Origin of the sequence: Mycolicibacterium xanthum, assembly GCF_019710635.1 — a bacterium.
GTDB classification, from domain to species: domain Bacteria; phylum Actinomycetota; class Actinomycetes; order Mycobacteriales; family Mycobacteriaceae; genus Mycobacterium; species Mycobacterium xanthum.
Map to the genome: position 1 here is coordinate 1 of NZ_JAIFZS010000064.1, position 25,283 is coordinate 25,283.

Here is a 25,283-nt window from a genome sequence, read left to right on the forward strand (position 1 = left end):
CCTGACATCACCGTCACCGACCGCTTCGGCCGACAACTCAGCTCCGCATCACTGGCCCGACCACCAACCCAACCCCCACCTGCGGTACCGCCCTACCCCGGACCCACCGGCGAACACGCCGACTGGTGGTGGTACGACCCCTACCAACCCCCACCACCAGACACCAACTGAGCCCGCGGACACCAACCAGACCGGGTGACCGGAAAGCACCCCGCGCAGCAGGGGTGCCGATGCTCAAATCTGCTGGTGCATAGAGTAATTCATTCGAGCCGCCCGGCGCTCGACGACCTCGCCAACGTCCGAATGGCGCACTGGTTCATGAACACGGTCACCAAGTCACCCGATCACCCGTGATCGTGGTGGTCATCATGTCCGGAAGCCGGGCCGGGCGCCGGCCCGGGGACCACGACCGGTCCGGGCGGGGGTGGAGCGACGGCCTCGACGGGTGCCGACTGCTTCTGCACGACGCCCAGTGCCGGTTCGGCCGGGCTGTGGTGATCGCCGGCCGGGCTATGGTGATCGGCTTCCGCGCCCGCTGGGGCGTGATCGCCGGCCGGGCTGTGGTGATCGGCCTCCGCGCTTGCTGGGCTGTGGTGGTCGGCCTCCGCGCTTGCTGGGCCATGGTGATCGTCGCGCATGCCGGACGCCACCCCGACCATGGCGGCCACGGCGATCACGGCGGCTGCACCCGCCGAAACGACGCTGTGTCCGATCAGCGAGATCGGCTGAGTCCGGCGGCTGCGCAACCACACCCAGGCGGCACCCATCACCACATAGCACTCGAGCAGCAGGGCACAGATGCCGGCGGCCCCGACCGCCTCGGGTTCCCCGGCGTGAGGCCCGAACGGCGCCCCGCCGGCGCGGGCCATCACCCACACCGCGATTACGCCGAGATTGGCCACGATCCCGAGCGTCAGCACCGGCACGGCCGGCCGGACCAGCACCCACAGCGCCCAGAACAGCTGGAACGCGGCGATCGCCGCGAAGAAGAGGCCGGCCGGCACCCACTCCTGCCAGTGCCCCGGCAGCACGGCGGCGTGGATCACCGCCGCGCCCAGCGACGCGATCGCCGCCACCCGGGCGACCAGACCACTGTCGGTCCTGGCGGCTGCTCTCGATGTCACGCCGACGATGCTGGCATGCCCCACGCCCGGTTTGATCCCCGCACCGGACACCGATGCCGTATCGATACTGCGCCGACCGACGGACGTGACACAACGGCCGGACCGCCACACCGACCCACCCCGTCGGGGCACGATGGCAGCCATGAACCACACACCGCCGACTCCGTGCTACCGGGCGCTCATCGTCGACGACGAGGCCGCCCTGGCCGAGGTGGTCGCCAGCTACCTGCAGCGCGAGCAGTTCGACGCCGTCGTCGCGACGAATGGCTCGGAGGCGATTGCAGTCGCCAGGGAGTTCGACCCCGACGTGGTGATCCTGGACCTCGGCCTGCCCGGCACCGACGGACTGGAGGTGTGCCGGCAGCTGCGTACGTTCTCGGATGCCTATGTCGTGATGCTCACCGCCCGCGATACCGAGACCGACACCGTGGTGGGGCTGTCGGTGGGCGCCGACGACTACATCACCAAGCCGTTCAGCCCGCGTGAGCTGGTCGCCCGGATCCGGGCAATGCTGCGACGGCCACGTGTCCTACAGCCCCGGGCCGGCCGGCCGGCCCCTACCGAAATCCCACAGTCGCGCGAATTCGGTGACCTGCGCATCGACGTGGCTGCCCGCGAGGTGTACCTGGCCGACGAACCCGTCCTGCTGACCCGCACCGAGTTCGATCTCCTCGATGTGCTCTCCGCCCATCCCGGAGTGGTGCTGGCCCGACGCCAGTTGCTCGAATCCATCCGTGGCGAGCCGTGGTTCGGCAGCGACCACCTGATCGACGTGCACATCGGTCACCTGCGCCGCAAGCTCGCCGACGATCCGGCCCAGCCGCGCTACATCGTCACCGTCCGGGGGGTCGGATATCGGATGGGAACAGGTCGATGACGAGCGCCGGCCGCATCGGCATGGGGATCGGTCCTCGGCTGTTGCTCACACAGGCAGCGGTGCTACTGGTGGTGGGCATCACGACCTGGCTGGTGGCCGCCGCGGTAGGCCCACCGCTGTTTCACGAGCACCTGCAACGGGCCGGCATGCCCGACCAATCCGCCGGGCTACTGCACTCCGAGGAGGCCTACCGGTCGGCCACCGCCATTTCGATCGGCGTCGCGCTCGGTGTCGCCGCGCTGACCGCGATGGTCGTGACGGCCTACTACAGCCGGCGACTGCAGCGCTCGGTCGCCGAGGTGTCGGCGGCCGCGACCGCGGTGGCCGACGGACGCTTCGACATCCGCGTCTCACCGCCGGGCCTCGGCGGCGAATTCGCCGAACTCGCCGACGCGTTCAACCGGATGGCGCAGCGGCTCGACGCGATCGACACCGGCCGCCGCCAGATGTTCGGTGACCTGGCCCACGAGATCCGCACTCCGGTAGCGGTTCTGGACGCGTACCTCGAGGCGATCGAGGACGGCGTCAAGTCGTTGGACGAGCAGACCACCGCGGTGCTGCGCGACCAGACCCGCCGGCTGGTCCGGTTTTCCGAGGACCTGTCCACCTTGGCGCTTGCCGAGGAGGGCCGCATCGCCGCGGCGCCGACCACGGTGGATCCCGCCGACCTGATCAACGCGGTGCTCGCCGCCGCCGCCGACCGCTACGCCGCCAAGGGGGTGCGGCTGTCCAGCCGGTTCGCCGGCCGGCTGCCGCGGATATCGGTGGACCCCCAGCGCATCGAGCAGGTGCTGGGAAACATCGTGGACAACGCGCTGCGGCACACCGCGGCCGGCGGATCGGTACACGTGGCGGCCGGCGCCGATGCCACCGCGGTGACGATCACGGTCGAGGACACCGGCGAAGGGATCGCCGCCGAGCACCTCGGCCATCTGTTCGAGCGCTTCTACCGGGCCGACGGCGCGCGGGACCGCGAACACGGCGGCGCCGGCATCGGCCTGGCCATCGCCAAGGCCATCACCGAGGCCCACGGCGGTACCATCACCGCGGCCAGCGCCGGCGCCGGCCGCGGCGCCACCTTCACCGTCAAACTGCCGCTGAGGGCGCCGATGCGATCACAGTGACGCCAGGATCTGCTTCATCTCGTCGATCTCGCGCTGTTGGGTGTCGATGATGTTGTGGCACAGCGCGATCACATCCGGATTCTCGCCGTTGTCGATCTCGTTCTGAGCCATCTCGATGGCGCCCTCGTGGTGGCCGATCATCTGCTCGAGGAACAACTTGCTGGCCTCCACGCCCTGGGCGTCGCGCAGTCGGGCGATGTCCTGCGGAGACACCATCCCCGACATCCCCATACCGCCGCCGCCCATGCCCGGCATGTCGCCATCCATGCCCGGCATGTCACCGTGCATGCCCGGCATGCCACCGCTGTCGTCATCTTCGTCGCCGTCCATCATCGGCATGTCCGGCATCCCCCACTCGTCGAGCCAGGACTTCATCTGCTCGATCTCGGGCGCCTGCGCCGCCTTGATCTGCTTGGCCAGCGTGACCACACGGGGGTCGATGCCGTCCTTGGCCAGGATGATGTCGCTCATCTCGATGGCCTGCTGGTGATGCGGGATCATGTGCATGGAGAACATCACGTCGGACTGATTGTGCGGCGCCGCGGCGGGGCTCGCCGAGCTGCTGGCGCTGACACTGGCCGTCGTCGACGGTGCAGCCTGTTCGCCGCCCGAGCCACTGCACGCCGCCAGCGTCAACGCGGCTGCCAGGGCCGATGCGGCCACTGCTGCCGTCTTGGCGGTCTTGGCGGTCTTGGTCATCTGTTTCTCGATCACCCCGACGATGCTGATCATCAGCATTCAGCGTTTCCTCGCCCTTTGATCAAGATTTGATCAAGGTGACCTAACCGTCGATCTGCAACTCCCCCATCTGCGACCAGCCGTCGGCGTCGATCTCGGTGTGGATGATCTGTGGTGTCCTGGTCAACGCCGGACGCATGGCGTCGAGCCCCGCCTGGAAGTGCGCCGAACGGACATGTGCCACGCCGGCGTCCTGATCCCGGAATGCCTCCACCAGAATGTATTCCGACGGGTTGTCGACGCTGCGGGACCACTCGAACCACAGGTTGCCCGGTTCGGCCCGGGTGGCGGCGGTGAACTCCTTGGTGATCGACGGCCAGTCCTCGCGGTGGCCGCGGGCGACGTCGAACTTCACGACGATGAAGATCATCGGCGGGCTCCCTGTTGGTAGATGTTGGGCGGGTGGACCAGTAGATGTTGGACGGACGGACCAGTAGATGTCGGGCGAGCGGACCAGTAGATGTCGGGCGGACGGCCTAGTAGATGTTGGACGGGCGGACCATGCCCTCGGCCAGATCGCCGAACCCGGGTGCGACGATGGAGCCCGGGTTGATGCCGACCTGCTCGACGATCGCGGTCTCGGTCGTGATCAGCAGCGCGGCGATCGAGGCCGCACTCTCCAGCGCGGCGCGGGTCACCTTGAGCGGGTCGATGACACCTTCGTCGAACATGTCGCCGTATTCGCCGGTCAGGGCGTTGAATCCGTGGCCCAGCGGCAGGTCCTCGACGATCTGCACGACATCGTCGGACTCGAAGCCGGCGTTGTGGGCGATCCAGCGCAGCGGTTCGGCGAGAGCACGGCGAACCACCTGCGTGCCGATCCCCTCGTCACCGGGAAGCTCCACACCCGCGAGCGCGCGATGCGCCTGCGCCAGTGCCGTACCGCCACCGGACACGATGCCGGCTTCCGTGGCCGCCCGGGTCGCCGCCAGCGCATCCTCCACCCGCAGCATCCGTTCCTTGAGCTCGACGCTGGTGGCGCCGCCGACCCGGATCACCGCGACACGGCCGGTGAGCCGGGCGATCCGCAGCTCCAGGCTGTCCCGATCGGCGTCGATGCGGGCCCGGCCGTGCTGGGCCTCCAGCTGCGCCACCCGTGCATCGACCAGCGACTGGTCGCCACGTGCCCCGACGATCGTGGTCTCGTGCTCGGTCACGGTGATCCGGTCACAGGACCCCAGATGCTGCCGGGCCACCTCGGACAGCTCGACGCCGGTGTCCCGGGCGATCACGTGGCCACCGAGAGCGACGGCGAGGTCCTCCAGCTCGGCGACGCGGCGATGCCCGAAGCCGGGCGCCCGCACCACCACCGACTGCATGGTCTTGTGCATGTTGCCGCCCACCAGCAACTGCAGGGCCGGCCCGTCGACGTCCTCGGCGAGCACCACCAGCGGCCGGTCGGCCCGCTTGGCGACCTCGATGGTCGGCATGATGTCCTGCACGGCGGTGATCTTCTTGTTGGTCAACAGGATCAGCGGCTGGTCCAGCACGGCCTCCATGCGTTCGGGGTTGGTGACCATGTACGCCGAGATGTAGCCGTGGTCGAACTCGATGCCGTCGACGACGTCGACGCTCAGACCCAGCCCGTCACTCTCCTCGGTGGTGACCACGCCGGACGCTCCGACGTGTTCGACCGCGCGGGTGATGACCTCGCCGATCGCCTCGTCGTCACTGGCCGCCAGCGTGGCGATGCGCAGCAGGTCGGCGCGGCCGCTGACCGGCACCGCATGTTCGCCGAGCGTCTCGAGCACGACCGGCACGGTCCGCTCGATGCCGCGACGCACCCGCATCGGATTGGCCCCGGCCTCGACCGCGCGCAGCCCCTCGCGGACCATCGCCTGCGCCAGCACGGTCGCGGTGGTGGTGCCGTCGCCGACCAGCCCGTTGGTCTTCATCGCGGCTTCCTTGACCAGCTGGGCGCCCATGTTGGCGAACGGGTCCGACAGCTGGATCTCGCGGGCGATGGTGACGCCGTCGTTGGTGATGGTGGGCGGGCCGGTGAGCTTCTCGAGCACCGCGTTGCGCCCCTTGGGGCCGAGCGTGACCTTCACCGCGTCGGCGAGCGCGTTGACGCCGTGTTCCAGCCGCATCCGCGCCTCGGTGTTGAACCGTAGCTCCTTTGCCATTTCTGGTTCCTCTCTGTTTCGGGAGACGATGTGTGTCAGGGGACGAGGATCGCCCGGCCGCGGACCCGGCCGGCGTCGAGATCCTCGATGGCACTCTGGAAGTCGTCCAGCGGGTACTTGTTGGTGTGCAGGGCGACCTTGCCCTGCGCCGCGAGCACCATCAGTTCCTGCAGGTCGTTGTAGGACCCGACGAGGTTGCCGATGAAGTTGATCTCGGTGGAGATGATGTCGATGGTGGGCACGTCGATGTTCTCGCCGTACCCGACGACGAAGTAGTTGCCGGCGCGCCGCAGCATCGCCACCCCCTCCTTGGTGGCTCCGCCCTCGCCGACGAAGTCGAGCACCGCCTCGGCGCCGTGCCCACCGGTGAGTGCCAGCACCTGCTCGATGTGGGTGCCGTCGGCGGCGATCCCGACGTCGGCGCCGACGTCCTCGGCGAGTTCGACCGCGTCGCGGTTGCGGTCCAGCACCACCACGGTGACGCCCGAGATCGCCTTGAGCACCTGGATTCCGATGTGGCCCAGCCCCCCGGCGCCGATCACCACGCACACGTCGCCGGGCCGCGTCGTGCGCGCCACCTTGGCGGCGGCATGATAGGCGGTCAGGCCGGCGTCGGCCAGCGCCGCCACGTCGGCGGGTTCGAGTGCGTCGTCGATCTTGACGACGCTGCGCGCGGTGGTGCGCAGGTACTCCGCGTAGCCGCCGTTGGTGTCGATGCCGGGGAACTGGCTGCGCTCGCAGTGCACGTCGTCACCGAACCGGCAGGCCCGGCACAGCCCGCAGGTGGTCAGCGGGTGCAGGATCACCTTGTCGCCCGGGGCCACGTTGGTCACCGCGTCGCCGACGGCGTGCACCCACCCGGCGTTCTCGTGGCCGATGGTGTACGGCAGTGTCACGCCGCTCTTTTCGGCCCACTGACCTTCCAGGATGTGCAGATCGGTGCGGCAGACGCCGGCGCCGCCGATGCGGACGATGACGTCCAGCGGGCCCTGAACCTTGGGCTCGGGGATATCGGTGAGTTGCAGTTTGGTGTGGTATCCGACGACCTGTACGGCCTTCATCGTGGGCTCCTCGTTCGGGTGTTGGACGTTCGGGTGTTGGACGTTCGGGTGTTGGACAGTGCCGGGGTGTCGGCTTCGCCGCTCCCGTCGGTGTAGCGGGTGGCCAGTAGCCCCCGGCAGAAGTGGGCGTTGCCCTCCATCGAGATCCGAACTGATCTGGCGAATCTCAGCCGCACGGGGGTCTGCTCGGGCGACAACGGATTGCCGTCGTCGTCGACCACCACACGGGCGTTGGGACACATGCTCAGCCCCAGCACGAACCGCCGGCGCAACAGTGCGGACTTCTCCGGACCGTCCGGCAGGTCGCGCAGCGTCACCCGGTGAGTCTCCCCGGGCGCCAACGCCTCACGTCGCATCAGGACCGCGACCGCGCGCTCCATCGCGGCGACGTGCGCCTTGCGCAGGAACGTGGTGCGCAACTCGTCGAGGCTGTCCTCGGCTTCGGATCCGAACGTCCCGCGGTAGCCGGCCGCCGCGGCCAGCCCGGCATTGATCTTGTCGCTGTCGTGGTGGTCGTCGAGCAGCACCCGCACCTCCCCGAGATCGTCGAGTACCTGCAGGGCGTCCAGCGCGTCCGAGGCCATCAGGTAGGCGAAGTTCGGCGAGCAGAAGGCCGTGGGTAGCCGCAGGTGCACCGTGACACCGTCGTCGTCGATGGCCACCGATCGCACGAAGCCCAGTTCGGTGATCGGCTGATCCAGCTCGGGGTCCATCACGGTGGCCAGCGCCGCCAGGATCTCGGTCTCCAGCGACACCACCGCTACGGCGGTCATAGCGGCACCGCCTCCTTGGCGCCGGCCGCCACCTCGACGGTGTCCTGCCCGGGCGTCGGCAGCTGCAGGTGTGCCGGGACCTCGATGTCGTAGAGCGTTGCGGCGTTCAGCCCCAGGATCTTTTGCTTCTGCTCGACCGTGATCGGGGCGTACTCGGTCATGTCCTCGGGGATCTGGAAGTCCACGAACTTCTCGATCAGCCAGCGCGGCGTCCACAGCGCGTAGTCGCTGGCGAACAGGATCTTGTCCTCGCCGATCCAGTACAGCAGCTCGCCGATGACCTGCGCGAAGTACCGGGGCCTGGTGTGGATGAACGGAATCGCCACGGCCAGGCCGCCGTAGACGTTGGACTCCTGGGTGGCGATCCAGCAGAAGTCCTCCAGCCGGGGCAGCCCGCAGTGCTCGACGATGAAGTTCAACTCCAGGTAGTCGGTGGCCACCTTGTCGATGTCGGCGACGTCGAACGCGTCACGGTCCAGCGGGCGGATGGTCGGTCCTTTGTGCACGTGGATGTTGCGGATGCCCAGCGCGATGCACTCTTCGAGGTAGCGCCGCGACCAGTGGTCGTCGAGCTTGTACCCCCGCGAGTCGCCGTGCCATTCGGCGGTGTAGAGCTTGACGCCCTGCAGGTTCATCCGCTCCGCATCGCAGCGCAGCTGCTCGAGGCCGGACTCCCCGTTGCGCGGGTCGTAGGCGTGGTTGTAGGTCAGCTTGTCGGGGTGCCGTTGCGCCAGCCCGAACGCCTCCTCGGTCTGGCCGAAGTCGTTGACGTAGAAATCGGAGAGCAGCGTGGCCTGGAAGATGGCGTGGTCCACATAGCCGTCGGCGAACAGGTCGCGCATCAGCCGCTCACCGCCGTAGTAGGTGTAGGTGTCGTAGTCCCACACCTCCTCTTCCGGGCTGAGGTTGCGGTGGTAGTCGTAGAAGCAGTCGATGAACTGCTTGCCGTGCACGTTCTTCAGGTTGGACTGCCGGCCGTCCCAGATGTGCACGTGCCCGTCGACGATGAAGTAGGAGTTCCCGTCCTTGCTGTACATCGAAAATCCCTCTCTTCTCGGTTACTTGGCGGTGAGGTCGAAGCCGATGTACTCGGCGGCGTCCTCGGGACTGGCGAACAGCATGGTCTTGTCATCCAGGTGCACCATGCGCCCGTAGTGCGTGGAGCTGATCTCCTCGAAGATCGAGCCGTCGAACTCCTCACCGAGCGCCTCGGTGAGCTCGTCGTAGTCGAAGTTGAGCAGCCGCTCGCCGTCGACCCGGATCATCGACGGGTACTCGGTGAGCTCCACGCCCTCCTTGGCGCCCATCACGTCGGCGACCACGCGCCCGATCGGGGTGTTCATCAGCGTCACTCCGCATTTGTTGGAGAACTCGGTGGCGGATCCGAATTGCATGCTCACTTGGCCAACTCCTCGGGGGTTTCGAGCTCGATCGCATCGAGCAGGGATGTGAACTTCTCCTCGGCGGCACCGAGGCTGGACGCGAAGGTGACGGACTTCTCGGCCGGCTGGGACCACAACGGTTGTAGTGCACGCGCCGCCTCCAGCGACCGCGGTACCCAGGTGGCCAGCCACTGCGAGAACAGCTGCTTGTTCGACTCGCCGAACTGTTCGTCACGGGTCAACAGCCGAAACAGGTTTCGGGTGTAGGCCAGGTCGCGGTCGTAGTCGTGCTCGCCGGTGCCCACGATCGTCGGGGTGATGTAGTCGCCGTTGCGGGCCGCGATCTGCATCACCAGCTCGCTGCGGAACAGGCTGCCGACCAGCTGCTCGAAGACGATGTTGGTGGCGAACAGCAGCTCGCACCAGTCCCCGACCGCGGTCAGCTGCTCGACCACCTTGCGGGTGGGCTGCCACTCCGGGGCGGACTGCCAGACCTCCTTGTGCGCCGCACCGTCGAATCCCTCGGCCTCCTCGGCGAGGTCGAGGTTGAACAGCGCCAGGTCCTGGGCGAAGCGCAGCTTGTGCGCGGCATTGACCGCGACGGCGGTGTTGATCATGTTCGTCGGGCCGGAACGCTGGATGGAGGTGAACACGTGCAGGGCCATGCCGTTCTCGGCGTGCATCCAGGCGCCCATGTTGCGCTCCAGGAACTTCAGCCACGCCGCGTTCCAGCCGTCGTAGACGCGGGCCCGTTTGGCGTTCTGCAGGCACAGGTCCACCTGGCGGACCACCGCGGAGTTGTTGCGGTAGATGGTCTGGTCCCACTCCTCGTTGGGGTCCAGGAAGGCGTGCCAGTTCGATGATTTGGCCACCGTCCAGTCCTGCGGGTAGCCGCCGGGGCCGTCGCCGAAGCCGTAGATCCATCCCTGCGTGAGGTGCCGCTCCGGATCGGGCTGCACGTCGACGGTGACGTCCTCGTACATCGTCGAGCGCAGCTTGGCCGGCTTGTAGTAGGTGAACTTGCGGCTCTTGGAGCTGGGGAACTCCAGCGCGCCCGCCTCCGAGTCGGTGAATTCGATCTTGGGGAAGCTGCGTTGCTTTGCAGGTGCGGACATTGCGTGATTTCCTTTCGGGTTCTACTGGGCTTCGGGTTCTACTGGGCTGTAGATGTTTTGGTCAGTCGAAGAGGGGGCTGGTGAACTTGTCGTAGAAGACCTGGTCCTTGGGCACCGACTGGGTGTCGAGCAGTTCCAGGGCGGCGTCGACCATCGGCGGCGGCCCGCACAGATACACCTCGGTCCTGGCGATGTCGGTCTCGTGCCGGGCGAGCACGTCGGTCACGTTGCCCGCTTCGACGGTGACCGTGTCCGGCAGCGCGCCGTCCATCGACTCCGACAGGCACGCCACGAACCTGAAATCCTGCAGCGAGGAGCCGACTTCGGCGATCTCGTCGAGGTAGAACAGGTCCGCGGCGGTGCGGGCGCCGTAGTAGAAGCGGACCGGGCGCGGGCTGGCCGTTTCGCTCATGTGCCGCAGGATCGACAGGATCGGCGCCATGCCTGCACCACCGGCCGCGCACACCACCGGCAGGATGTGGCCGTCCTTGAGGGTCGAGGTGCCGTACGGCCCGGACAGCGCAAGCTCGTCGCCGGCGGTGATGCCGTCGTCGAGCAGCCCGGAGAACCTGCCGCCCGGGTACTTCTTGATCAGGAACTCGATCGTGGCGGGCGTCGCCGGTGTGGTCGCCATCGAGAACGAGCGGTGCTCGTCGCTGCCGGGGATGTGGATGTCGGCGTACTGGCCCGGCTTGAAGGTGAACCCCGCCGGTTCCACCGCTTCCAGCCGCAGCGACACGATGTCGCGGGTGACCGGCTCGACGGCGCTCACCCGGGTCCGGACGTCCTGGATCGGCACCCCGGACAGCAGCTCGTCCTCGTCGAAGTTGAGCAGTTCGATCGTGCAGTCGCTGTAGGCGTGCGATCGGCACAGCAGCACGAAGCCCTCCTCGACCTCACTGTCGTTGCAGGCGAACGTCGAGTAGTTGTCCATCTGGATGTCGCCGTCGAGGACGTAGGACTTGCATGCCGAGCAGCGCCCTTCGCGGCACCCGTGCATGAGGTGGATGCCCTGCCGGAAGGCGGCGTCGAGGATGTTCTCCTCCTCGCCGACCTCCATCTCGATGTCGACGGGCTCGAAGTTGATGCGGTGCGTGTCGGCCACGGGGTCCTCCTGCGTTGTGGTCGGTGGGTTGCCGGTGGGTGGCGCCGTCTGGGGGAGGGAGAGAGTCACGGCGCCACCCACCGGGTGGACGTCAGGCGGGCACTGCGCCGCGCCGATACGCGGCCACGTGCGCTTCGCGCTCCTCGTCGCTCATCTCGTTGAGCAGCACGTTCGGACTGTTGAACGTGTTGCCACGGACGTCGTCGAGCGTCCACAACTTCGCCGGGTCGTCCAGATCCAGATGGGGCTGGCCGATCAGGGTCTTGCCGTCATCGCGGAGGTAGCCCAATTCGCTGACGATGTCGGCCAGATCCTTGCCGTGGTGCAGGGTCTCCCACTCCCGGAAGCCTGTCAGCCGGCCCATGTTCGGCGTCGGCCGGCCCTCGTACTCGCCGCGGAACGCGACCGCGTCGGTCCAGTGGCAGGTCTCCGAGCAGTAGGTCCGCCACTGGCCGTCGACCTTGTCGACCACCATGTCCTCGCGGATCAGCGCGGGCACCATGCAGGTCCAGCACCGGTGCGGGTACTGGTAGCCGACCTCTTCGAACGCGATCGGCTTGTTTCGGCCGGGGTAGGCCAGCCGGTTGTAGTCCTCCCACCAGCGACCGAACTTGTTGTACCAGCCGGGGTACTTCTCCTCGAACCACTCGAAGTCCTTGTCCGTCATGGCGTCGATGCGCCAGTAGTTGACCGGCCAGCCGGTGGCGAAGAACCGGGCGACCTCGTGCACGTAGTGCTTGTCGACGATGCGCTTCCACGCCTCCTCGACCAGGTCGTGCGGGATGGTCAGGCCGTATTTCTCCAGCGGCAGCAGGTAGCTGCGGTAGTAGTCGTCGTAGATCCAGCGCCGCCACATCTCCGCGTAGCTCTCCCGGTCCTTGCGCCGGTCCTTGGTGCCGTACTCGATGAAGGTGCCGATCGCGGCGTCGACCACGCAGTGGTTGTTCCACCACGCGTAGCGCAGGTCGCGCTCGAGCAGCGGCCGGTTGCGTTCGTCGGCCAGCGCCATCAGCAGGATCGAGTAGCCGTTGGAGATGTGCCGCGACTCGTCGGACTGCACCGAGTGGAACACCGTCGGCAGCAGATAGTCGCCGTTGGCCGCGGCCTCGTCGGGCATCGCCACGAAAAGGGTGTTGGTGAAGGCGGTTTCGGCCACCACCGTGAGGTAGATGTTCGCCGCGGTGATCGCGTCACCGGTGATGAAGCCCTCGCCGAACTGCCGGCCGATGGTGCCGGCGTAGTTGTTGGCGAACGCCTTCTCGGTGATGTCGAATCCGGCCGGGTCGATGTAGTTGTTCATGTAGAGCTTTTTGAGGTTCATCTGGATCGTCGAGTGCCGCACCTCGTCGATCATCTGGACGGCCAGCCCGTTGTGGATCTCCGGGTTGGGCACCGCGTCGATGGCCATCGGCATCGCGCGGGCGGCCGAGATCTCCGGGAACGGGATGATCGACAGGAACAGCTTCTGCCATTCCAGCCAGCGCTGCTGCACCTGGCGGAACATGTTTCCGCGGATCGCGCCGTCCATGGCGCCGTAGACGCGGTTGTCCTTCTCCTCCTCCATCGGGAAGTAGGACCGCATGATCTGCTTCAGCGGATCCTTCTTCGGGGCCTTCTCGAAGGTGTAGTCGGTCCCGAACCGGGTCGCCGGGGTGGCGAAGGTGGGTTCCCAGGACAGTTCGGTGATCTTCGCGTGGGCCTTGGTCAGGCTTTGCCTACTCAAAGTGCGCCTCCTGTGTGCGGGCCGGCCGGGTGCCGGCTGGCGGACGATGCAGGAGGAATGCAACCGTGTGACCTAGGTCTCCGACGTCTCACTCTGAGACTGGGGTCACAATGGTCACAGCGGCCGGGCCGGCCGCCGAATTCGTCTCATTTTGAGACAGCTGCAGTGACGGGCGTGCCTACACTGCAGCTAGAGCGAGTCTGGACTGAGGTAGCGCCACTATGGCTGGACAATCCGACAGCGCAGTGAACTTGCGGCGGGCCCGCGAGCGGTTCCTGAGCGCGGGTGCGCTGGACAGCGGAATCGTCGCGCCCAGCGTGCTGAATTCGTGGCAGCGCTCTCGCGCCCTGCAGGTTCATCCCGACCGGGTCGATTTGCCGTATGTGCGCGATCCCGACACCGACACGCCGCTGGTGCACGCGGCGGCACCGGTGCTGCAGCGCATCGCCGACGACCTCGCCGCACAGGCGGTCAGCGTCGTTCTCACGTCGGCCGACGGTGTCGTGCTCGAGCGGATCGCCGCCGACCCGGCACTGCTGCGCGCCCTGGACGATGTCCGATTGGCCCGGGGGTACAGCTACGCCGAGGCCTTCACCGGCACCAACGGCATCGGCACCACGCTGGAGACGGCCCAGCCCACGTTCATCCAGGGTGACGAGCATTACGTGGAGACGCTGGGCAGGTTGTCCTGCGCCGGGGCGCCGATCCGCGACCCGATGACCGGCCGGATGGTCGGCGTGGTCGATCTGACCTGCTGGGTCCACCACAGCGACCCGCTGCTGTTCGTGCTGGCCAAGGCGGCCGGCAACCAGATCGAGGACCGCATCAGCGCGCTGAAGAACCAGAGTGAGGCCGCCCTGCTGGAGGCCTACCTCAAGCACACCCGCCGCTATCCGGGCGGGGTGCTGGCGATCGGCGGGGACGTCGTACTGATGAACCCCTACCTGCGTCAGACGCTGGACGCCGCCGATCAGAAGTCGTTGCTGGACCATGCCGCCGATCTGGCCCGCGCCCGGACGGCGAAGACCGCGGTCGCCGTGCTGCCCAGCGGCAACACCGCCAGGATCTCCGCCGCCGAGCAGGTCCAGGCGCGCGGCCGCACCACCAACGTCGTGCTGCACGTGCACATGCGGCCGTCGTCCGTGCGCGCGGCCGCACCGGAGACGCATCGCGCGATACCGCAGCTCGCCGGGCGCAGCAGCAGCTGGCGACGCAGCTGCCAGCAGGTGGAGCGCTGCTACCGCGACCGGGACTGGGTGGTGATCGAAGGCGAGATCGGAACCGGACGCACCAGACTTGCCCACGCAGTGGCCCAACACGTCAGCCCGGAACGCACCATCCGGGTCTTCGACATCGAATCATTCGACACCGCTGAGGTTTTCGTCGCCGAGCTGGATGCCGAGATCGACGGTGACGACTTCGCGGTGGTGATCGCCGACATCGACGAGCTGCCCGACGACGTGCTGGAACCGTTGGGGCTGGTCCTGCAGGGGTGCGCGGGCCGCGGCTGGGTCGCGGCGACGATCGCCAAGGGCACCCGCTCCCCGCTGGTCGACATGCTGATCCTGCCGTTCTTCACCCACACCGTCACGGTGCCGGCGCTGCGGCACCGCATCGAGGACCTCGACGAGCTGGTGCCCCAACTGCTGCGCGAACTGACCCGCAACGCCGATGTGTCCCTGGCGCCGGAGGCGATGCGCCAGCTGGCCAAACTGCCGTGGCCCGGCAACGTCGCGCAACTGCGCAAGGTGCTGGCCGAGGCGGTGGCCCTGCAGCGCTCCGGCAGGATCGGGCTGGACAAGCTGCCGGCCGAGTGCCGATCGCTGGCCCGCCGCAAGCTGACCCGGTTGGAATCCCTCGAGCGCGACGCCATCGTCCGCAGCCTGCTGGAGAACGGCGGAAACAAGGCCGACGCGGCCGAGGCGCTGGGGATGTCGCGCGCGACCATCTACCGCAAGATCAAGGAGTTCGGGATCGCGTAGCGTCCCCGGTTCGCGGCGGGACTACAGTTCCCGGTCGCGCAGCTGCGCCCACCGCTCGAGGTGGTTCTGCACCACCGGGAGCAGCCACGCGGTGATCACTGCGCTCGATGCCATCGCCACCCACAACATCTCTGGGCCTCCAACTGTCAACTCTCACTGCGCCATTGCGGCTGTTCGATATCTAGGAGGTTAGGTAGCAGCGATGGCGGCGGTCATCTCAATATGAGATCGCGGCGACGTCGCCGGCCGGGCCGGCCCGGCCGGATCGGTCAATCGATCAGATCCAGCGCGGCACGCACGATCGAGTCGGTGTCGATGCCGTGGTAGCGGTACACGTCGTCGAGCGCACCCGACTGGCCGAATCGGGTGACCCCCAACGCGGTGGCGGGCACGCGGTGGACCGTCGACAGGAAGCCGAGCGTGTGCGGATGCCCATCGAGGACCGTGACCATCGGCGCCGATCGACGCTCCGGCAGGACCTGATCGAGGATCCAGCTCGGGGCCCCGCCCAGCCCGCGACGGGCCTGGACCGCGTCGAACAGCCTCCCCGGGCTCGTCACACACACCACCTCGGCGTCGATTCCCATCTGCGCCAGCCGTTCTGCGGCCCGCGCGGTCTCGGTGATCATCGCTCCCATACCGACCAGCGTCAGCGCGGGACAGGTGACGCCACGCAGGACGTAGCCGCCGGCGAGCACCTGCCTGCGGCGTCGTTCCCGGGCCGCCGGATCGGTCGGCACAGCGGCCAGCGTCTGGTCGACCGGCCGCGTCGACAACCGCAGGTACGACGAGCTGCCATCCGGGCGTCCGAGCCGGCCGATGCTGTCGAAGAGCATCCACTCGACCTCGATGGCGAACGCCGGTTCGTAGCCGACGCATCCGGGCTGTTGCAGGCCGATCGACGGGGTCTTGATGGACTGGTGGGCCCCGCCCTCGGGGGCCAGGGTCACCCCCGAGGGTGTGCCGACCAGGATGGATTGCCCGCCGGCATAGATTCCGTACGACCACGGCTCCAGGGCGCGTTCCACGAACGGGTCGTAGAGCACGCCGATCGGGAAAAGGGTTTGGCCCCAACGGCTCCAGGTGGCTCCGAGCTCGCCGATCAGGCCGACCAGGTTGACCTCGGCGATGCCGAGTTCCATGTGCTGCCCCGAGGGCCGCTCGCGCCAGTGCATGATCGTCTCGGCGTCGTCGGCGAACCAGTCCCGCCGCTCCTGCGGCGACCACACCCCGACCTTGTTCAGCCAGCCCGCGAGGTTGGTGGACGAGCTGACGTCGGGGCTCACCGTCACGACGCGTTGGGCCGCCCCGGGGGCTTCCCGGGTGAGGTCCAGCAGCGCGCGGCCGAGCGCGGCCTGCGTCGTCGACGTGCCTGACGGCGTCCGGCCGATGTCGGTGGGAACCGGCGGGGGTGGATCGGCGACGGGCAGCTCCCGGCGCAGCCGGGCGGCGGTCTGCGCGCACAGCATCGCAGCCGGGCTGTCGGCGGCGAACCGACGCCACGGGTCGGCGGTCTTGCTGCCGGTGGCCCGGGCGACGTGCTCGAACTGCCGATCGGTGAGCAACGCCGAATGATTCTGCGGATGTCCTTCCATCGGGAGGCCGTATCCCTTGATCGTGTAGGCGATGATGAGCGTCGGCCGGGTGTCGTCGATCTGTGCGAAGGCGGCACGCAGCGAATCGAGGTCGTGGCCGCCCAGGTTGCGGATGGCACGCCGGAGCGTGGCGTCGTCCAGCTCGGCGATCAGTGCCGCGATCGCGTCCGCCCGATCGCCGTGGCCGGGCAGCCGGGTGCGCAGTTCCGCGGCGCTGCACCGCAGTAGGCGCTGATACTCGGCGTTGGGCATGTCCAGGATCCGCTCCCGCAGCGCATCGCCGCCGGGCCGGGTGAAAAGCGCCTCCAGCAGGGCGCCGAACGTGACGGTGAGGACCTGCCAACCGGCCGCGGAGAACATCTGCTGGAGTCGGCCGGCAGCGATGTTGGGGACGACGCGGTCCAGTGACTGTCGGTTGAGGTCGACGATCCAGACGATCTCGCCCAGCTCGCGCACGGCCGGGTCGAGTACCGCCTCCCACACCGCACCCTCGTCGAGCTCGGCGTCGCCGACCAGGGAGTACTGCCGGCCCGTACCGATGTCGGCGATGGCCGCGTTGACGTAGCGTCGCGCGATCGCCCCCCAGATGGGGGCGGTGGCCCCGATGCCCACCGACCCGGTCGAGTAGTCGACCGGATCGGGATCCTTGCTGCGGCTCGGATAGGACTGCAGCCCGCCGAACTCGCGCAGAGTGGTCAGGTACTTCTCGTCGAGTTCGCCCAGCAGATAGTTGATCGCGTGCAGCACCGGTGACGCGTGGGGCTTCACCGACACCCGGTCGCCGGCCCGCAGCTGCTCGAACCACAGCGAGGTCATGATCGTCACCATGGACGCGCTGGAGGCCTGGTGGCCGCCGACCTTCAGTCCGCTCGGGTTGGGACGCACCCGATTGGCGTGGTGGACGATCGCGGTGGACAGCCACAGCACGCGCTGCTCCACCGCGATCAGTGGGTCGGCACCGGTGTCGGCACCGGTCGAGTCGGCACGAAGGGCACTGGTCATCGCGGCACTCCGGAAGATTGGGCAGATTGCGTATCCAGTGCAGCAATCAGCCCTGCATAGGGCAACCTTGCCCGGCAAAATTGAGCAGAATGCACGGTTTCAGTCGTCGAACCCGGAAGGAGGTGGTCACAATGTCGGATATGGCGAGCATGCGAACCGCAGACCCGACCGACGCCAGGCTCCTGAAAGCGCTCGTCGCCGACGCCCGCGCCACCGCGGTGGCGCTCGCGGAGCGGACCGGCATCTCCCGCAACACCGTGCAGGCCAGGCTGGCCCGGTGGCACCAGACCGGGGCGACCAGATCGTTCGAGCGGACCATCGATCCGGGGTTCCTGGGCTATCCGTTGCAGGCCTTCGTGCTGACCAACGTCAAACAGCGACTGCTCGACGAGGTCGCCCACTCGTTGGCGGAGATCCCCGAGGTCGTCGAGGTGCACGGACTGTCCGGGGTGGCCGACCTGCTGATCCAGGTGGTCGCGCGCGACGCCGACGACCTCTACCGCATCGCGGGACGAATTCTGGGGATCCGCGGGGTCAAACGCACCAACACCGCGCTGGTCATGCGCAACCTGGTGGACTTCCGGCTCAGTCCCCTGGTGGACCGGCTGGCCGCCGGAGAGCCGGCCCCGCTCTGACACCGGTTGAGCCGCCCCGTCCGGCGCGCTCGGTTATCCTCGGTCCAAGCGCACCGCCTGCTAACGAATACGACAGCGCCGACGACACATCAGTGCTGACCCAAACGACAGTGCTGACGGACACGACAGTGCTGACCAGAAGACGGAGAGCACCGGCACCGACATCATGACCAGAAAACAGCGCCTCGCGGCGCCGCACTTGGGCCGTTTGACCAGGTTGGCAGCCACCACGGCAGCCCTGAGCGCGGGCGCCCTCGGCCTGGCCGGGCTGGCCCACGCCCAGCCCGCGCCCCCGGTCGACCCCGCACTGATCACCCCGGCGCCCGGGGAACCGCCGCCGCCCGGCCAGCCGGTCTACCAGGCGGTTGCCGGCGGGGACGCGCCGCCGGTCGCTCCCCCGCCCGCCGGGCCTCCGATGGTGCCGGAGATCCAGAACCCGCAGTACGGTCAGCAGGGCTCCGGAGGGACGCTGGGCTTCCTGCGGGACGCCTGGCACATGGCCAAGGACCCGTACAACATGACCCAGATGCCCGAAGGCGGGCTGCCCCCGTCGGCCCCGCCGCCCGGGGCCGGTCCCGCACCCGCGCTGCCGCCGGGCTACACCTCCCTGAACGCTCCGGGTTCGGAGACTCCGCTGCCCGAATCCGACCCCGCGGCCGGGCCTGCACTGCCGCCCGGGTACTACCCGATCACCGGACCGCCGCCGCCCGGCTGGTATGACGCCGATCCGAACGCGCCGGTGCCGATCCCGACGCCGTAGCTGTTGGCTCTCGACCTCTGCTCGATGTCGTGTGACGAGCAGTGAGTTCACCCCATAGCCGGAGGTGACCCATGGATGCGCCCGTGGTCTTGGTGCACGGCACCAACGCCGGCCCGTGGACGATGGCCAATTTCGGTCGGTTCTTCGCCGACCTGGGTTGGCGATGCCTGAGCCCGCCCTACCGCCATCACGACGATGCGGTTTCCGGCGATGGTGCGGACCTGTTGGCCGGAGTCGGCATCGCCGATTACGTCGACGACATCGCCGCGGTCGTCTCGACCCTGGACACCTCGCCGGTGATCGTCGGGCATTCGCTCGGCGGTGTGATCGCCCAGAAGCTGGCCGCACGCGGCCAGGCGCGGGCGATCGTCCTGCTGAACGGCAGCGTCAACTGGGGCATTCTGCCCACCACCGATGCGGAGCGTGCACTGGCCAAGGCGTTGATGTCGGCCGGGCCGTTCTGGGAAACCACCCTCCTGCCGGATTTCGACACGATGTCCACCTACGGGCTCAACATGCTCGGCCCGGCCGGGCAACGACGCGTCTTCGACCGCCTGGGGCCCGAGTCGGGCCGCGTCATGTTCGAACTGTTCTTCTGGATGTTCGACGAGAACCAGACCACCAGAATCGACTACCGGAACGTCACCTGTCCCGTGCTGATGGTGTCGGGCAGCGAAGACCTCGCGATTCCTCCGTCGACATCGCGCGCCATCGCGCAGCGGCACGGCTCACTGGCGACATTTCACGAGGCCGACGGTTTCGGGCACTACCTGACCCTTGAGCCGAACTGGCGCCAGATCGCCGAGTTGTGCGCCCGCTGGATGGCCGACACGGTCGAGTGAACGCCGGCGGCCGGCCGGACTCACCGGCGCGAATCGCCCTTTCGGCGCCGGGCACTACGAGGGGACCCTTTCAGCTACACCCCACCGACCCCAGAGCCGGGCCGGTACCAATGTCAGTCCAGGGCGTTCAGCACCGCCCTGGCGTCCCGCAAGTCGGGAGTGTCAGTGCCCTCGCTGAACCAGTCGTACACCGGCTCCAGCACCTCGCGGGCCTGATCCCGCTTGCCCTGTCGACACAACAACCGGCCCAGGCTCGTCGCGGCCCGCAGCTGCCAGGACTTGGCCCGTTGGCGGGTGGCGATGGTCAACGCGCGTTCGAAGCAAGCTCGTGGTTGCGCAGGATCGGCGACGTTCTGTCCAACCAGGAGTTCACCCTTGAGGCGGTACACCTCGGCTTCGTACATGTGCTCGCCGGTGCGCTCCACCCACATCAGCGCCTCCTCCAGCGTCCGCAAACCCTCCTCGAATCGCCCCAGCCTGCCGTAGGTTTCGCCCAACAAGGCGACGAACCACGGCATCACGCCGCCGACCTTCATGGCCTGCCGGGATTCCGCCGCCTCGCGGATGTCGTCGAGACCTTCGGCAGCCGAGCCCTGCTCCGCGAGAGCCCAACCGCGCGGCAACAGGCTCCACCCGCCATAGGCCTTGAAGCCGCCCGCGGCGCATATCCTCAGCGCCTCGTCGGCGTGTTCGCGGGCCGTCCGGGAGTCGCGTACCAGTTGACGAAGATGTGCGGAGAAGTTGAGCGTTTGCGCCACGGTGAAGGGGTGCTCGAGCTCGCGAGCGTGGGAGAGGGTTTCGTCCATCTTCCGCACGGACTCGTCCGGGTATCCCAGCACCCACAGGGTCAGCGCCTCCAGGTAGCCACAGTTGATTCCGGCATCCTGGCCGTAGCTCACCGCGCTGGTGCGCAGCTGCTCGGGGTCGTAGAGCGCCTGACCCCGCCTGCAGTGGGTGAGGGCATCCGCGAAATCGCCTTGCCACCAGGCGATGTTCGCGACCATCCGGTGACCCGCCGTGAGGATGACCGGGTCGTGTTGCTGCTTTGCGGTCGCCAGATACTCCTCCGCCAGCGCCCGCGCCTGCGCGGCGTGCCCCTGGGCCATGTGGACATACCAGTTCCCCCACAATGCCGGAAACAGCTCCGACGTTTCGCCGAACCTCCGCGCCAGCTCGCAGGCTCGCGCGTAAACCGCGCCGGTCGTCTGCGGTCCCTGCGTGGACGCCAGCGCCGCCCCGAGCATGATGTGCAGCGCCAGTTCCCGTCGTGCGTGCTCCTCGGTCTCCGGCAGCGCCTCGAGCAGTTCGAGGCCCCTACCCACATGGGCGATGGCCTCGTGGTTCGCCGAACGTTCGAGTGCCCGCTGGCCGGCAGCCTGCCAGTACGGCAGCGCCCGGGCGGCCGATCCCGCCTCGGTGTAGTGATGCGCGAGCAGCTCGGGGCGCGTGCTCACCGTTTCGGCGAACTGGGTTTCGAGCACGTCGGCGATGCGTTGATGATGCTGCTGGCGACTGCTTTTGAGCAATGATTGGTATGCCGCGTCTCGAATCAGGGCGTGTTTGAAGCGGTATGTGGCGCGTGCGGACTGCCCCTCCTGGTGGATGAATTCCGCTGCCACCAGCTCGTCGAGCGCTCGTCGCACGGTTTTTTCGTCCCACGGCGCGACGGCGCGCAGCAACGGATAGCTGAACTCGCGCCCCAGCGTGGCCGCCAGCTGTGCCAGGCTCTTGACCGCCGCCATTCGATCCAGGCGCGCCATCAGCGATTCGTGCAGCGTGTCGGGGATCGCAAGGGGCGGCAATCGGGCGCCCAGGTCGTAGGGTTCGGCATGCTCCTCGAGCAGTCGTGATTCGACCAGCATGTTGGTCAGTTCCTCGATGAACAGCGGCACGCCGTCGGTCTTGGCCACTATCTGAGCCAAGATGGCCTCGAGCAGCGTCTTCCCGAGTGCTACCCGGGAAGCCAGGTCGGCCGCTTCGTCTTGCGTCAGGCGCGTCAGATGTACCGCAGTGACGTCGGAGGATTCGGCAAAGGGAGGGCTGAACTCGTCGCGGTAGGCGAATACTGCGAGGATGCGCGTGTCGGCTATCCGGTCGATCAGCATGCCGAGAAATTCCAGCGTCGTGGGATCCGCCCAGTGCAGGTCCTCGACGACGAACAGCAAAGGCTGTTGAGCCGCCCGGGACAGCAGCACCCGCAACAGGGCGTGCATGGTCTGCCGTCTCTGCTCCTCGGAAGCCATCGCCGGCGTGCAGTACCCGTCGCCCAACGGGATCCCCAGAAGTTCGGCGAAGAGCGGGACCGAGTCCTGCAGCGGCTGCCCGGTTTGGACCAGGAACCCCTCCAGTTTGCGCAGTTTGTCCAGTGCCGACTCGTCCGGCTCGAGGCGCAGGACCACCCGCTCGAGCAGGTCGATCAATGGATGCAACGCCGAGTGCCGGTAGTGGGGCGAGCATTGGCACGGTGTCAGCCACGCGTCCGACTGGGCCGCAGCATATTCGGCGAGCGCATGAACCAATCGGGACTTTCCGATCCCCGCCTCGCCGCTGAGCAACACCACGTGTCCCCGGCCTGCGGCTGCCCGAGCCCAGCGATCCTGGAGCAGAGCCAATTCGGCTTCACGCCCGACAAGTGGGGTCAGACCGGCGCCCAGCGCCTCCAGGCGGGTGCGCGCGGTGCTCTCGCACAGCACGCGATAGACCTCCAGCGGGCGCGCCACGCCCTTCAGGGCGGGGGCACCCAGAGGTTCGCAGGTGAACAGGCCGCGCAGAAGCTGGTGGGTCAGGTGGCCGATCACGAGCGTGTTCGGCTCCGCGATCCCCTCCAGGCGAGCGGCGACGTTGAGGGTTTCACCGAACGCCTGTTGGTCGTGGCGTTCACCGCCGCTGATGTCGTCGACGACCACCAATCCGGTGTCGCACCCCAGGCGCACATCCAGGGACACCCCGCGCTGCTCGGACAAGCCCGCGTTGAGCCGCCCCATGGCCTCGATGATTCCGAGGCCGGCGCGTACGGCTCGCTGGGCGTCGTCCTCATGCGCTCGGGGATAGCCGAAGTAGACGAGCAGCCCATCGCCGAGGTAGTTGCCGATGTGTCCCTCGTAGCGGGCGATCACCTTGGCGCAGGTGTCCTGATAGGCCAGCACCACCTCCCGGAACTCCTCCGGGTCGAGTCGACCGGAAAGCGCGGTCGACTCGACGAGGTCACAGAACAGAACGGTGAGCTGTCGGCGCTCGGCGTTCTGACCCGGCAGGGCGGCTGCGGACTCTATTCCGCGAGAAGGTGTTTCGTGGCTCTCGGCGACCCGGGTGGGCGCTGCAACGGGACCGCCCGTCCACACCAGGCCCGGACCGTCCGCGCAGATGTCGGTGCCATGCGTGTAGGACAGTTCCTCCTTGAGGGCTTCGAGTCCCGCGTCATCCAGGTCGAACCGGAGCTGCAACGAGCGATACGACGCACGTCCGCGCCTGCGGAGCAGATCGACGACGTGATCGACTATCTCGTAGATGTCCATAGCGGTGTCTCCACCCGCACCGGCACGCGATGCGTTCGGGACGACTGGGAGGGGCGGTGCTCGACGATCACGGACGGGTCCGCGAGGCCGGCATTCCGGCCTCGACCGCTTCCCACCGGGTCTGAGTGACCGGCGATCGGCCACGTCAAGCGCACTCCCTGAGCCTACTCGCCGCACCGGTGGCACAAGGCCGGTAAGGCACAGTGATCTGCTCGCCGAGGGCTGCCGACTATCCCATCACCGACAGCGGGGTCAGCGGCAACAACTCGACCATCACGCCGTCGGGGTCCACGACGGTGGCCGCAGTCGCCCCGGTCGGTGTGACGAAGGTTCGGGGAGTACCCCCGAGACCCAGCCCGGCCAGCCGGGACAGCACGGCGTCGACGTCCACCTGTACGGATAGCAGGAAAACCCCGCGAGCCGGAAGCCCCTGCTGCGGTTGGCCGTCGGCAATGGCAGGCAACCCCAGGTCGATGAGCTCGATGATGCCGGAATCGGAGTTGTCGGAGGATCCGAGAAAAACGATGCGGACCTCGTCGGTGCTGACCCCCAGCAGCGGCTCCAGGTCGTTGGTCAGAACCGTGTCGACCAATACCTGCATTTCCAGGCCATCGCGGTAGAAGCGCAGCGACGTGTCCAGGTCGTGGACACACACCCCCGCGTGGTGCAGCCGTGTCATTCGTGCGACCCTACCGCGTCCGCTTCGGCGAACCTGGTCGTGTCGGCGCCACGTTCGTACTCGTCCATCCGCACAGCCGTCGATTCCGGCAACGATTCGATTGACTCGCAATGGCCGCCAGCCTGGCGCGCATCACCTTCCATGACTTGCGGCGCTCCAGTAGCGTCGCGCCCAGGGCCGGCATCAACAACGAAAGTCGTCAGCGAGCGGATCGGGCACGCCGACGTCGGGCATTTCCCACAGACGAATGCCCACGAAAGATGATGTTTCTGAGGTTGACCGGTCGTTCGCGTCTGCTCCTCGGCAACGACAGCGCATCACTGACCGGCTGCGGGCCGAGGTGGTCGAGGCGTACGAGTCAGGGAAGGCGAGTCGGCAGCTTGCCGAGAAGCTGGCACTGGGTCGCACAACCGTCCTGAAGATCCTGAAGGCTGCCGGGGGGTGACCATCCGGCCGCGAGGCCGCACCCAACGTCTCATTCGCCGAGCGGTCTGGCCTTCAGCAAGTTCGCGAGATCCGTGACATCCCGATCTGCGTCGTATCGACGAAGGGCGGCGATGTAGCTGACCTTGTCAACATTCCAGTCATATTGGAACACCGGATCAGAATCTTGCGCGGCGGAGAACACCAAGTCTGCGAGAAGCCTTGTGGCACGTCCATTTCCGTCAACGAATGGGTGAATCCGCACCGTTTCAGCATGAGCCACAATACCCAGTTCGTGCGGCGTCCAGTCGTCGGTGTTCTCCCATCGATAGAGGATCGTCCCTAACGAATTGTGGAGGTCGACTGCAATCTGCTTGTACGCAACCCCGATGTTGACATCGTGCGTCCGCCACTTGCCCGCCCAAATCCAGATATCCCCGTACAGGCGGGCGTGCAAGTCCTTGAGGAAGTGGTCGGTCAGCAGTTCAATGAGCTGCAACGAGCCGTCCAGAGCGGCGTTGAGAAGCTCTTCGGCCACCAACTCCTGCATGCCCTGTTCCAAGTCGTAGACCACAGCCCGGGTTACGGGTTCACCTAGGATCTGTACGGTCGCAGGCAGCAACGCCGCCAATTCATCGTCGGGAAGTGGCGTATCGCCGTACCCCGGCGTCAGCGGCGGCATCAGGAACGCGGTTCACGGGC

21 protein-coding genes are annotated in these 25,283 nt (G+C 67.6%); 6 read left to right on the forward strand and 15 right to left on the reverse strand.

Annotation, left to right across the window (positions count from 1 at the left end; translation table 11 throughout):
* Positions 1–344: 344 nt before the first annotated feature.
* A complete protein-coding gene (locus JDV09_RS22735; protein ID WP_221371406.1) occupies positions 345–1,124 on the reverse strand; it encodes a hypothetical protein in 780 nt (259 codons plus the stop codon).
* Positions 1,125–1,257: 133 nt separating this feature from the next.
* Here JDV09_RS22735 and JDV09_RS22740 point away from each other — a divergent pair, with 133 nt between their 5' ends.
* Together JDV09_RS22740 and JDV09_RS22745 are read left to right on the forward strand one after the other, a co-directional pair.
* Positions 1,258–2,001 carry a response regulator gene (locus JDV09_RS22740; protein ID WP_221371407.1) on the forward strand — a complete coding sequence of 248 codons (744 nt, stop codon included), beginning with the start codon at positions 1,258–1,260 and terminating at the stop codon, positions 1,999–2,001.
* A complete protein-coding gene (locus JDV09_RS22745; RefSeq protein ID WP_221371408.1) occupies positions 1,998–3,125 on the forward strand; it encodes a sensor histidine kinase in 1,128 nt (375 codons plus the stop codon). The genes JDV09_RS22740 and JDV09_RS22745 overlap by 4 nt, the downstream gene beginning before the upstream one ends.
* Here JDV09_RS22745 and JDV09_RS22750 read toward each other — a convergent pair.
* From JDV09_RS22750 to JDV09_RS22795, 10 genes are all read right to left on the reverse strand, one after another.
* Positions 3,117–3,857, reverse strand: coding sequence for a DUF305 domain-containing protein (locus tag JDV09_RS22750; protein WP_255605874.1), 741 nt, complete (start codon positions 3,855–3,857; stop codon positions 3,117–3,119). The two genes, JDV09_RS22745 and JDV09_RS22750, sit on opposite strands and share 9 nt — an antisense overlap.
* Positions 3,858–3,906: 49 nt before the next feature.
* Positions 3,907–4,233 carry a putative quinol monooxygenase gene (locus tag JDV09_RS22755; protein WP_221371409.1) on the reverse strand — a complete coding sequence of 109 codons (327 nt, stop codon included), beginning with the start codon at positions 4,231–4,233 and terminating at the stop codon, positions 3,907–3,909.
* Positions 4,234–4,339: 106 nt separating this feature from the next.
* Complete coding sequence (groL, locus tag JDV09_RS22760; RefSeq protein WP_221371410.1) at positions 4,340–5,989, reverse strand: chaperonin GroEL; 1,650 nt, start codon at positions 5,987–5,989, stop codon at positions 4,340–4,342.
* A gap of 35 nt (positions 5,990–6,024) precedes the next feature.
* Complete coding sequence (locus tag JDV09_RS22765; protein ID WP_221371411.1) at positions 6,025–7,050, reverse strand: NAD(P)-dependent alcohol dehydrogenase; 1,026 nt, start codon at positions 7,048–7,050, stop codon at positions 6,025–6,027.
* Positions 7,047–7,823, reverse strand: a complete 777-nt coding sequence (locus tag JDV09_RS22770) for an iron-sulfur cluster assembly protein (RefSeq protein ID WP_221371412.1) — start codon at positions 7,821–7,823, stop codon at positions 7,047–7,049. The genes JDV09_RS22765 and JDV09_RS22770 overlap by 4 nt, the downstream gene beginning before the upstream one ends.
* Positions 7,820–8,860, reverse strand: a complete 1,041-nt coding sequence (locus tag JDV09_RS22775; protein WP_221371413.1) for an amidohydrolase family protein — start codon at positions 8,858–8,860, stop codon at positions 7,820–7,822. Before JDV09_RS22775 ends, JDV09_RS22770 begins: the two co-directional genes overlap by 4 nt.
* A 21-nt stretch (positions 8,861–8,881) precedes the next feature.
* Positions 8,882–9,223 (reverse strand): propane 2-monooxygenase effector subunit MimD, encoded by a 342-nt coding sequence (gene mimD / locus JDV09_RS22780; RefSeq protein WP_221371414.1) that lies wholly within the window; start codon positions 9,221–9,223, stop codon positions 8,882–8,884.
* A complete protein-coding gene (locus JDV09_RS22785) occupies positions 9,220–10,320 on the reverse strand; it encodes an aromatic/alkene monooxygenase hydroxylase subunit beta (RefSeq protein WP_221371415.1) in 1,101 nt (366 codons plus the stop codon). The genes mimD and JDV09_RS22785 overlap by 4 nt, the downstream gene beginning before the upstream one ends.
* A gap of 61 nt (positions 10,321–10,381) precedes the next feature.
* Positions 10,382–11,425 (reverse strand): 2Fe-2S iron-sulfur cluster-binding protein, encoded by a 1,044-nt coding sequence (locus JDV09_RS22790; protein ID WP_221371416.1) that lies wholly within the window; start codon positions 11,423–11,425, stop codon positions 10,382–10,384.
* A 91-nt stretch (positions 11,426–11,516) separates the two neighbouring features.
* Positions 11,517–13,148 (reverse strand): aromatic/alkene/methane monooxygenase hydroxylase/oxygenase subunit alpha, encoded by a 1,632-nt coding sequence (locus JDV09_RS22795; RefSeq protein WP_221371417.1) that lies wholly within the window; start codon positions 13,146–13,148, stop codon positions 11,517–11,519.
* 221 nt (positions 13,149–13,369) lie between these two features.
* On the opposite strand from JDV09_RS22795, the gene JDV09_RS22800 reads away from it, so the two are divergent.
* Positions 13,370–15,130 carry a sigma-54-dependent Fis family transcriptional regulator gene (locus JDV09_RS22800; RefSeq protein WP_221371418.1) on the forward strand — a complete coding sequence of 587 codons (1,761 nt, stop codon included), beginning with the start codon at positions 13,370–13,372 and terminating at the stop codon, positions 15,128–15,130.
* Positions 15,131–15,399: 269 nt separating this feature from the next.
* Here JDV09_RS22800 and JDV09_RS22805 read toward each other — a convergent pair whose 3' ends face one another.
* Complete coding sequence (locus tag JDV09_RS22805; protein WP_221371419.1) at positions 15,400–17,727, reverse strand: thiamine pyrophosphate-binding protein; 2,328 nt, start codon at positions 17,725–17,727, stop codon at positions 15,400–15,402.
* A gap of 140 nt (positions 17,728–17,867) precedes the next feature.
* On the opposite strand from JDV09_RS22805, the gene JDV09_RS22810 reads away from it, so the two are divergent.
* From JDV09_RS22810 to JDV09_RS22820, 3 genes are all read left to right on the forward strand, one after another.
* Positions 17,868–18,362, forward strand: a complete 495-nt coding sequence (locus JDV09_RS22810) for an Lrp/AsnC family transcriptional regulator (protein ID WP_372453011.1) — start codon at positions 17,868–17,870, stop codon at positions 18,360–18,362.
* Positions 18,363–18,528: 166 nt separating this feature from the next.
* Entirely contained in the window at positions 18,529–19,122 is a 594-nt protein-coding gene (locus JDV09_RS22815) for a hypothetical protein (protein WP_255605875.1), read from the forward strand.
* A gap of 71 nt (positions 19,123–19,193) precedes the next feature.
* Positions 19,194–19,964, forward strand: coding sequence for an alpha/beta hydrolase (locus JDV09_RS22820; protein WP_221371422.1), 771 nt, complete (start codon positions 19,194–19,196; stop codon positions 19,962–19,964).
* Positions 19,965–20,077: 113 nt separating this feature from the next.
* On the opposite strand, the gene JDV09_RS22825 is transcribed toward JDV09_RS22820, so the two are convergent.
* The 3 genes from JDV09_RS22825 to JDV09_RS22835 form a co-directional block, all read right to left on the reverse strand.
* Positions 20,078–23,479 carry an ATP-binding protein gene (locus tag JDV09_RS22825; protein ID WP_221371423.1) on the reverse strand — a complete coding sequence of 1,134 codons (3,402 nt, stop codon included), beginning with the start codon at positions 23,477–23,479 and terminating at the stop codon, positions 20,078–20,080.
* 229 nt (positions 23,480–23,708) lie between these two features.
* Positions 23,709–24,158, reverse strand: a complete 450-nt coding sequence (locus JDV09_RS22830) for a VOC family protein (protein ID WP_221371424.1) — start codon at positions 24,156–24,158, stop codon at positions 23,709–23,711.
* Positions 24,159–24,633: 475 nt separating this feature from the next.
* A complete protein-coding gene (locus tag JDV09_RS22835) occupies positions 24,634–25,263 on the reverse strand; it encodes a Fic family protein (RefSeq protein ID WP_221371425.1) in 630 nt (209 codons plus the stop codon).
* Between the last annotated feature and the right edge of the window lie 20 nt (positions 25,264–25,283).

Excerpts from the sequence above, each read along its gene's own strand:
- JDV09_RS22775 (WP_221371413.1), bottom strand. The coding sequence starts at position 8,860 with ATGTACAGCAAGGACGGGAACTCCTACTTCATCGTCGACGGGCACGTG.
- JDV09_RS22820 (WP_221371422.1), top strand. The coding sequence starts at position 19,194 with ATGGATGCGCCCGTGGTCTTGGTGCACGGCACCAACGCCGGCCCGTGG.
- JDV09_RS22785 (WP_221371415.1), bottom strand. The coding sequence starts at position 10,320 with ATGTCCGCACCTGCAAAGCAACGCAGCTTCCCCAAGATCGAATTCACC.
- JDV09_RS22755 (WP_221371409.1), bottom strand. The coding sequence starts at position 4,233 with ATGATCTTCATCGTCGTGAAGTTCGACGTCGCCCGCGGCCACCGCGAG.
- JDV09_RS22765 (WP_221371411.1), bottom strand. The coding sequence starts at position 7,050 with ATGAAGGCCGTACAGGTCGTCGGATACCACACCAAACTGCAACTCACC.
- JDV09_RS22810 (WP_372453011.1), top strand. The coding sequence starts at position 17,868 with ATGGCGAGCATGCGAACCGCAGACCCGACCGACGCCAGGCTCCTGAAA.
- JDV09_RS22805 (WP_221371419.1), bottom strand. The coding sequence starts at position 17,727 with ATGACCAGTGCCCTTCGTGCCGACTCGACCGGTGCCGACACCGGTGCC.
- JDV09_RS22770 (WP_221371412.1), bottom strand. The coding sequence starts at position 7,823 with ATGACCGCCGTAGCGGTGGTGTCGCTGGAGACCGAGATCCTGGCGGCG.
- JDV09_RS22815 (WP_255605875.1), top strand. The coding sequence starts at position 18,529 with ATGACCAGAAAACAGCGCCTCGCGGCGCCGCACTTGGGCCGTTTGACC.
- JDV09_RS22740 (WP_221371407.1), top strand. The coding sequence starts at position 1,258 with ATGGCAGCCATGAACCACACACCGCCGACTCCGTGCTACCGGGCGCTC.
- JDV09_RS22800 (WP_221371418.1), top strand. The coding sequence starts at position 13,370 with ATGGCTGGACAATCCGACAGCGCAGTGAACTTGCGGCGGGCCCGCGAG.
- JDV09_RS22745 (WP_221371408.1), top strand. The coding sequence starts at position 1,998 with ATGACGAGCGCCGGCCGCATCGGCATGGGGATCGGTCCTCGGCTGTTG.
- JDV09_RS22830 (WP_221371424.1), bottom strand. The coding sequence starts at position 24,158 with ATGACACGGCTGCACCACGCGGGGGTGTGTGTCCACGACCTGGACACG.
- JDV09_RS22835 (WP_221371425.1), bottom strand. The coding sequence starts at position 25,263 with ATGCCGCCGCTGACGCCGGGGTACGGCGATACGCCACTTCCCGACGAT.
- JDV09_RS22825 (WP_221371423.1), bottom strand. The coding sequence starts at position 23,479 with ATGGACATCTACGAGATAGTCGATCACGTCGTCGATCTGCTCCGCAGG.
- JDV09_RS22750 (WP_255605874.1), bottom strand. The coding sequence starts at position 3,857 with ATGATCAGCATCGTCGGGGTGATCGAGAAACAGATGACCAAGACCGCC.
- groL (WP_221371410.1), bottom strand. The coding sequence starts at position 5,989 with ATGGCAAAGGAGCTACGGTTCAACACCGAGGCGCGGATGCGGCTGGAA.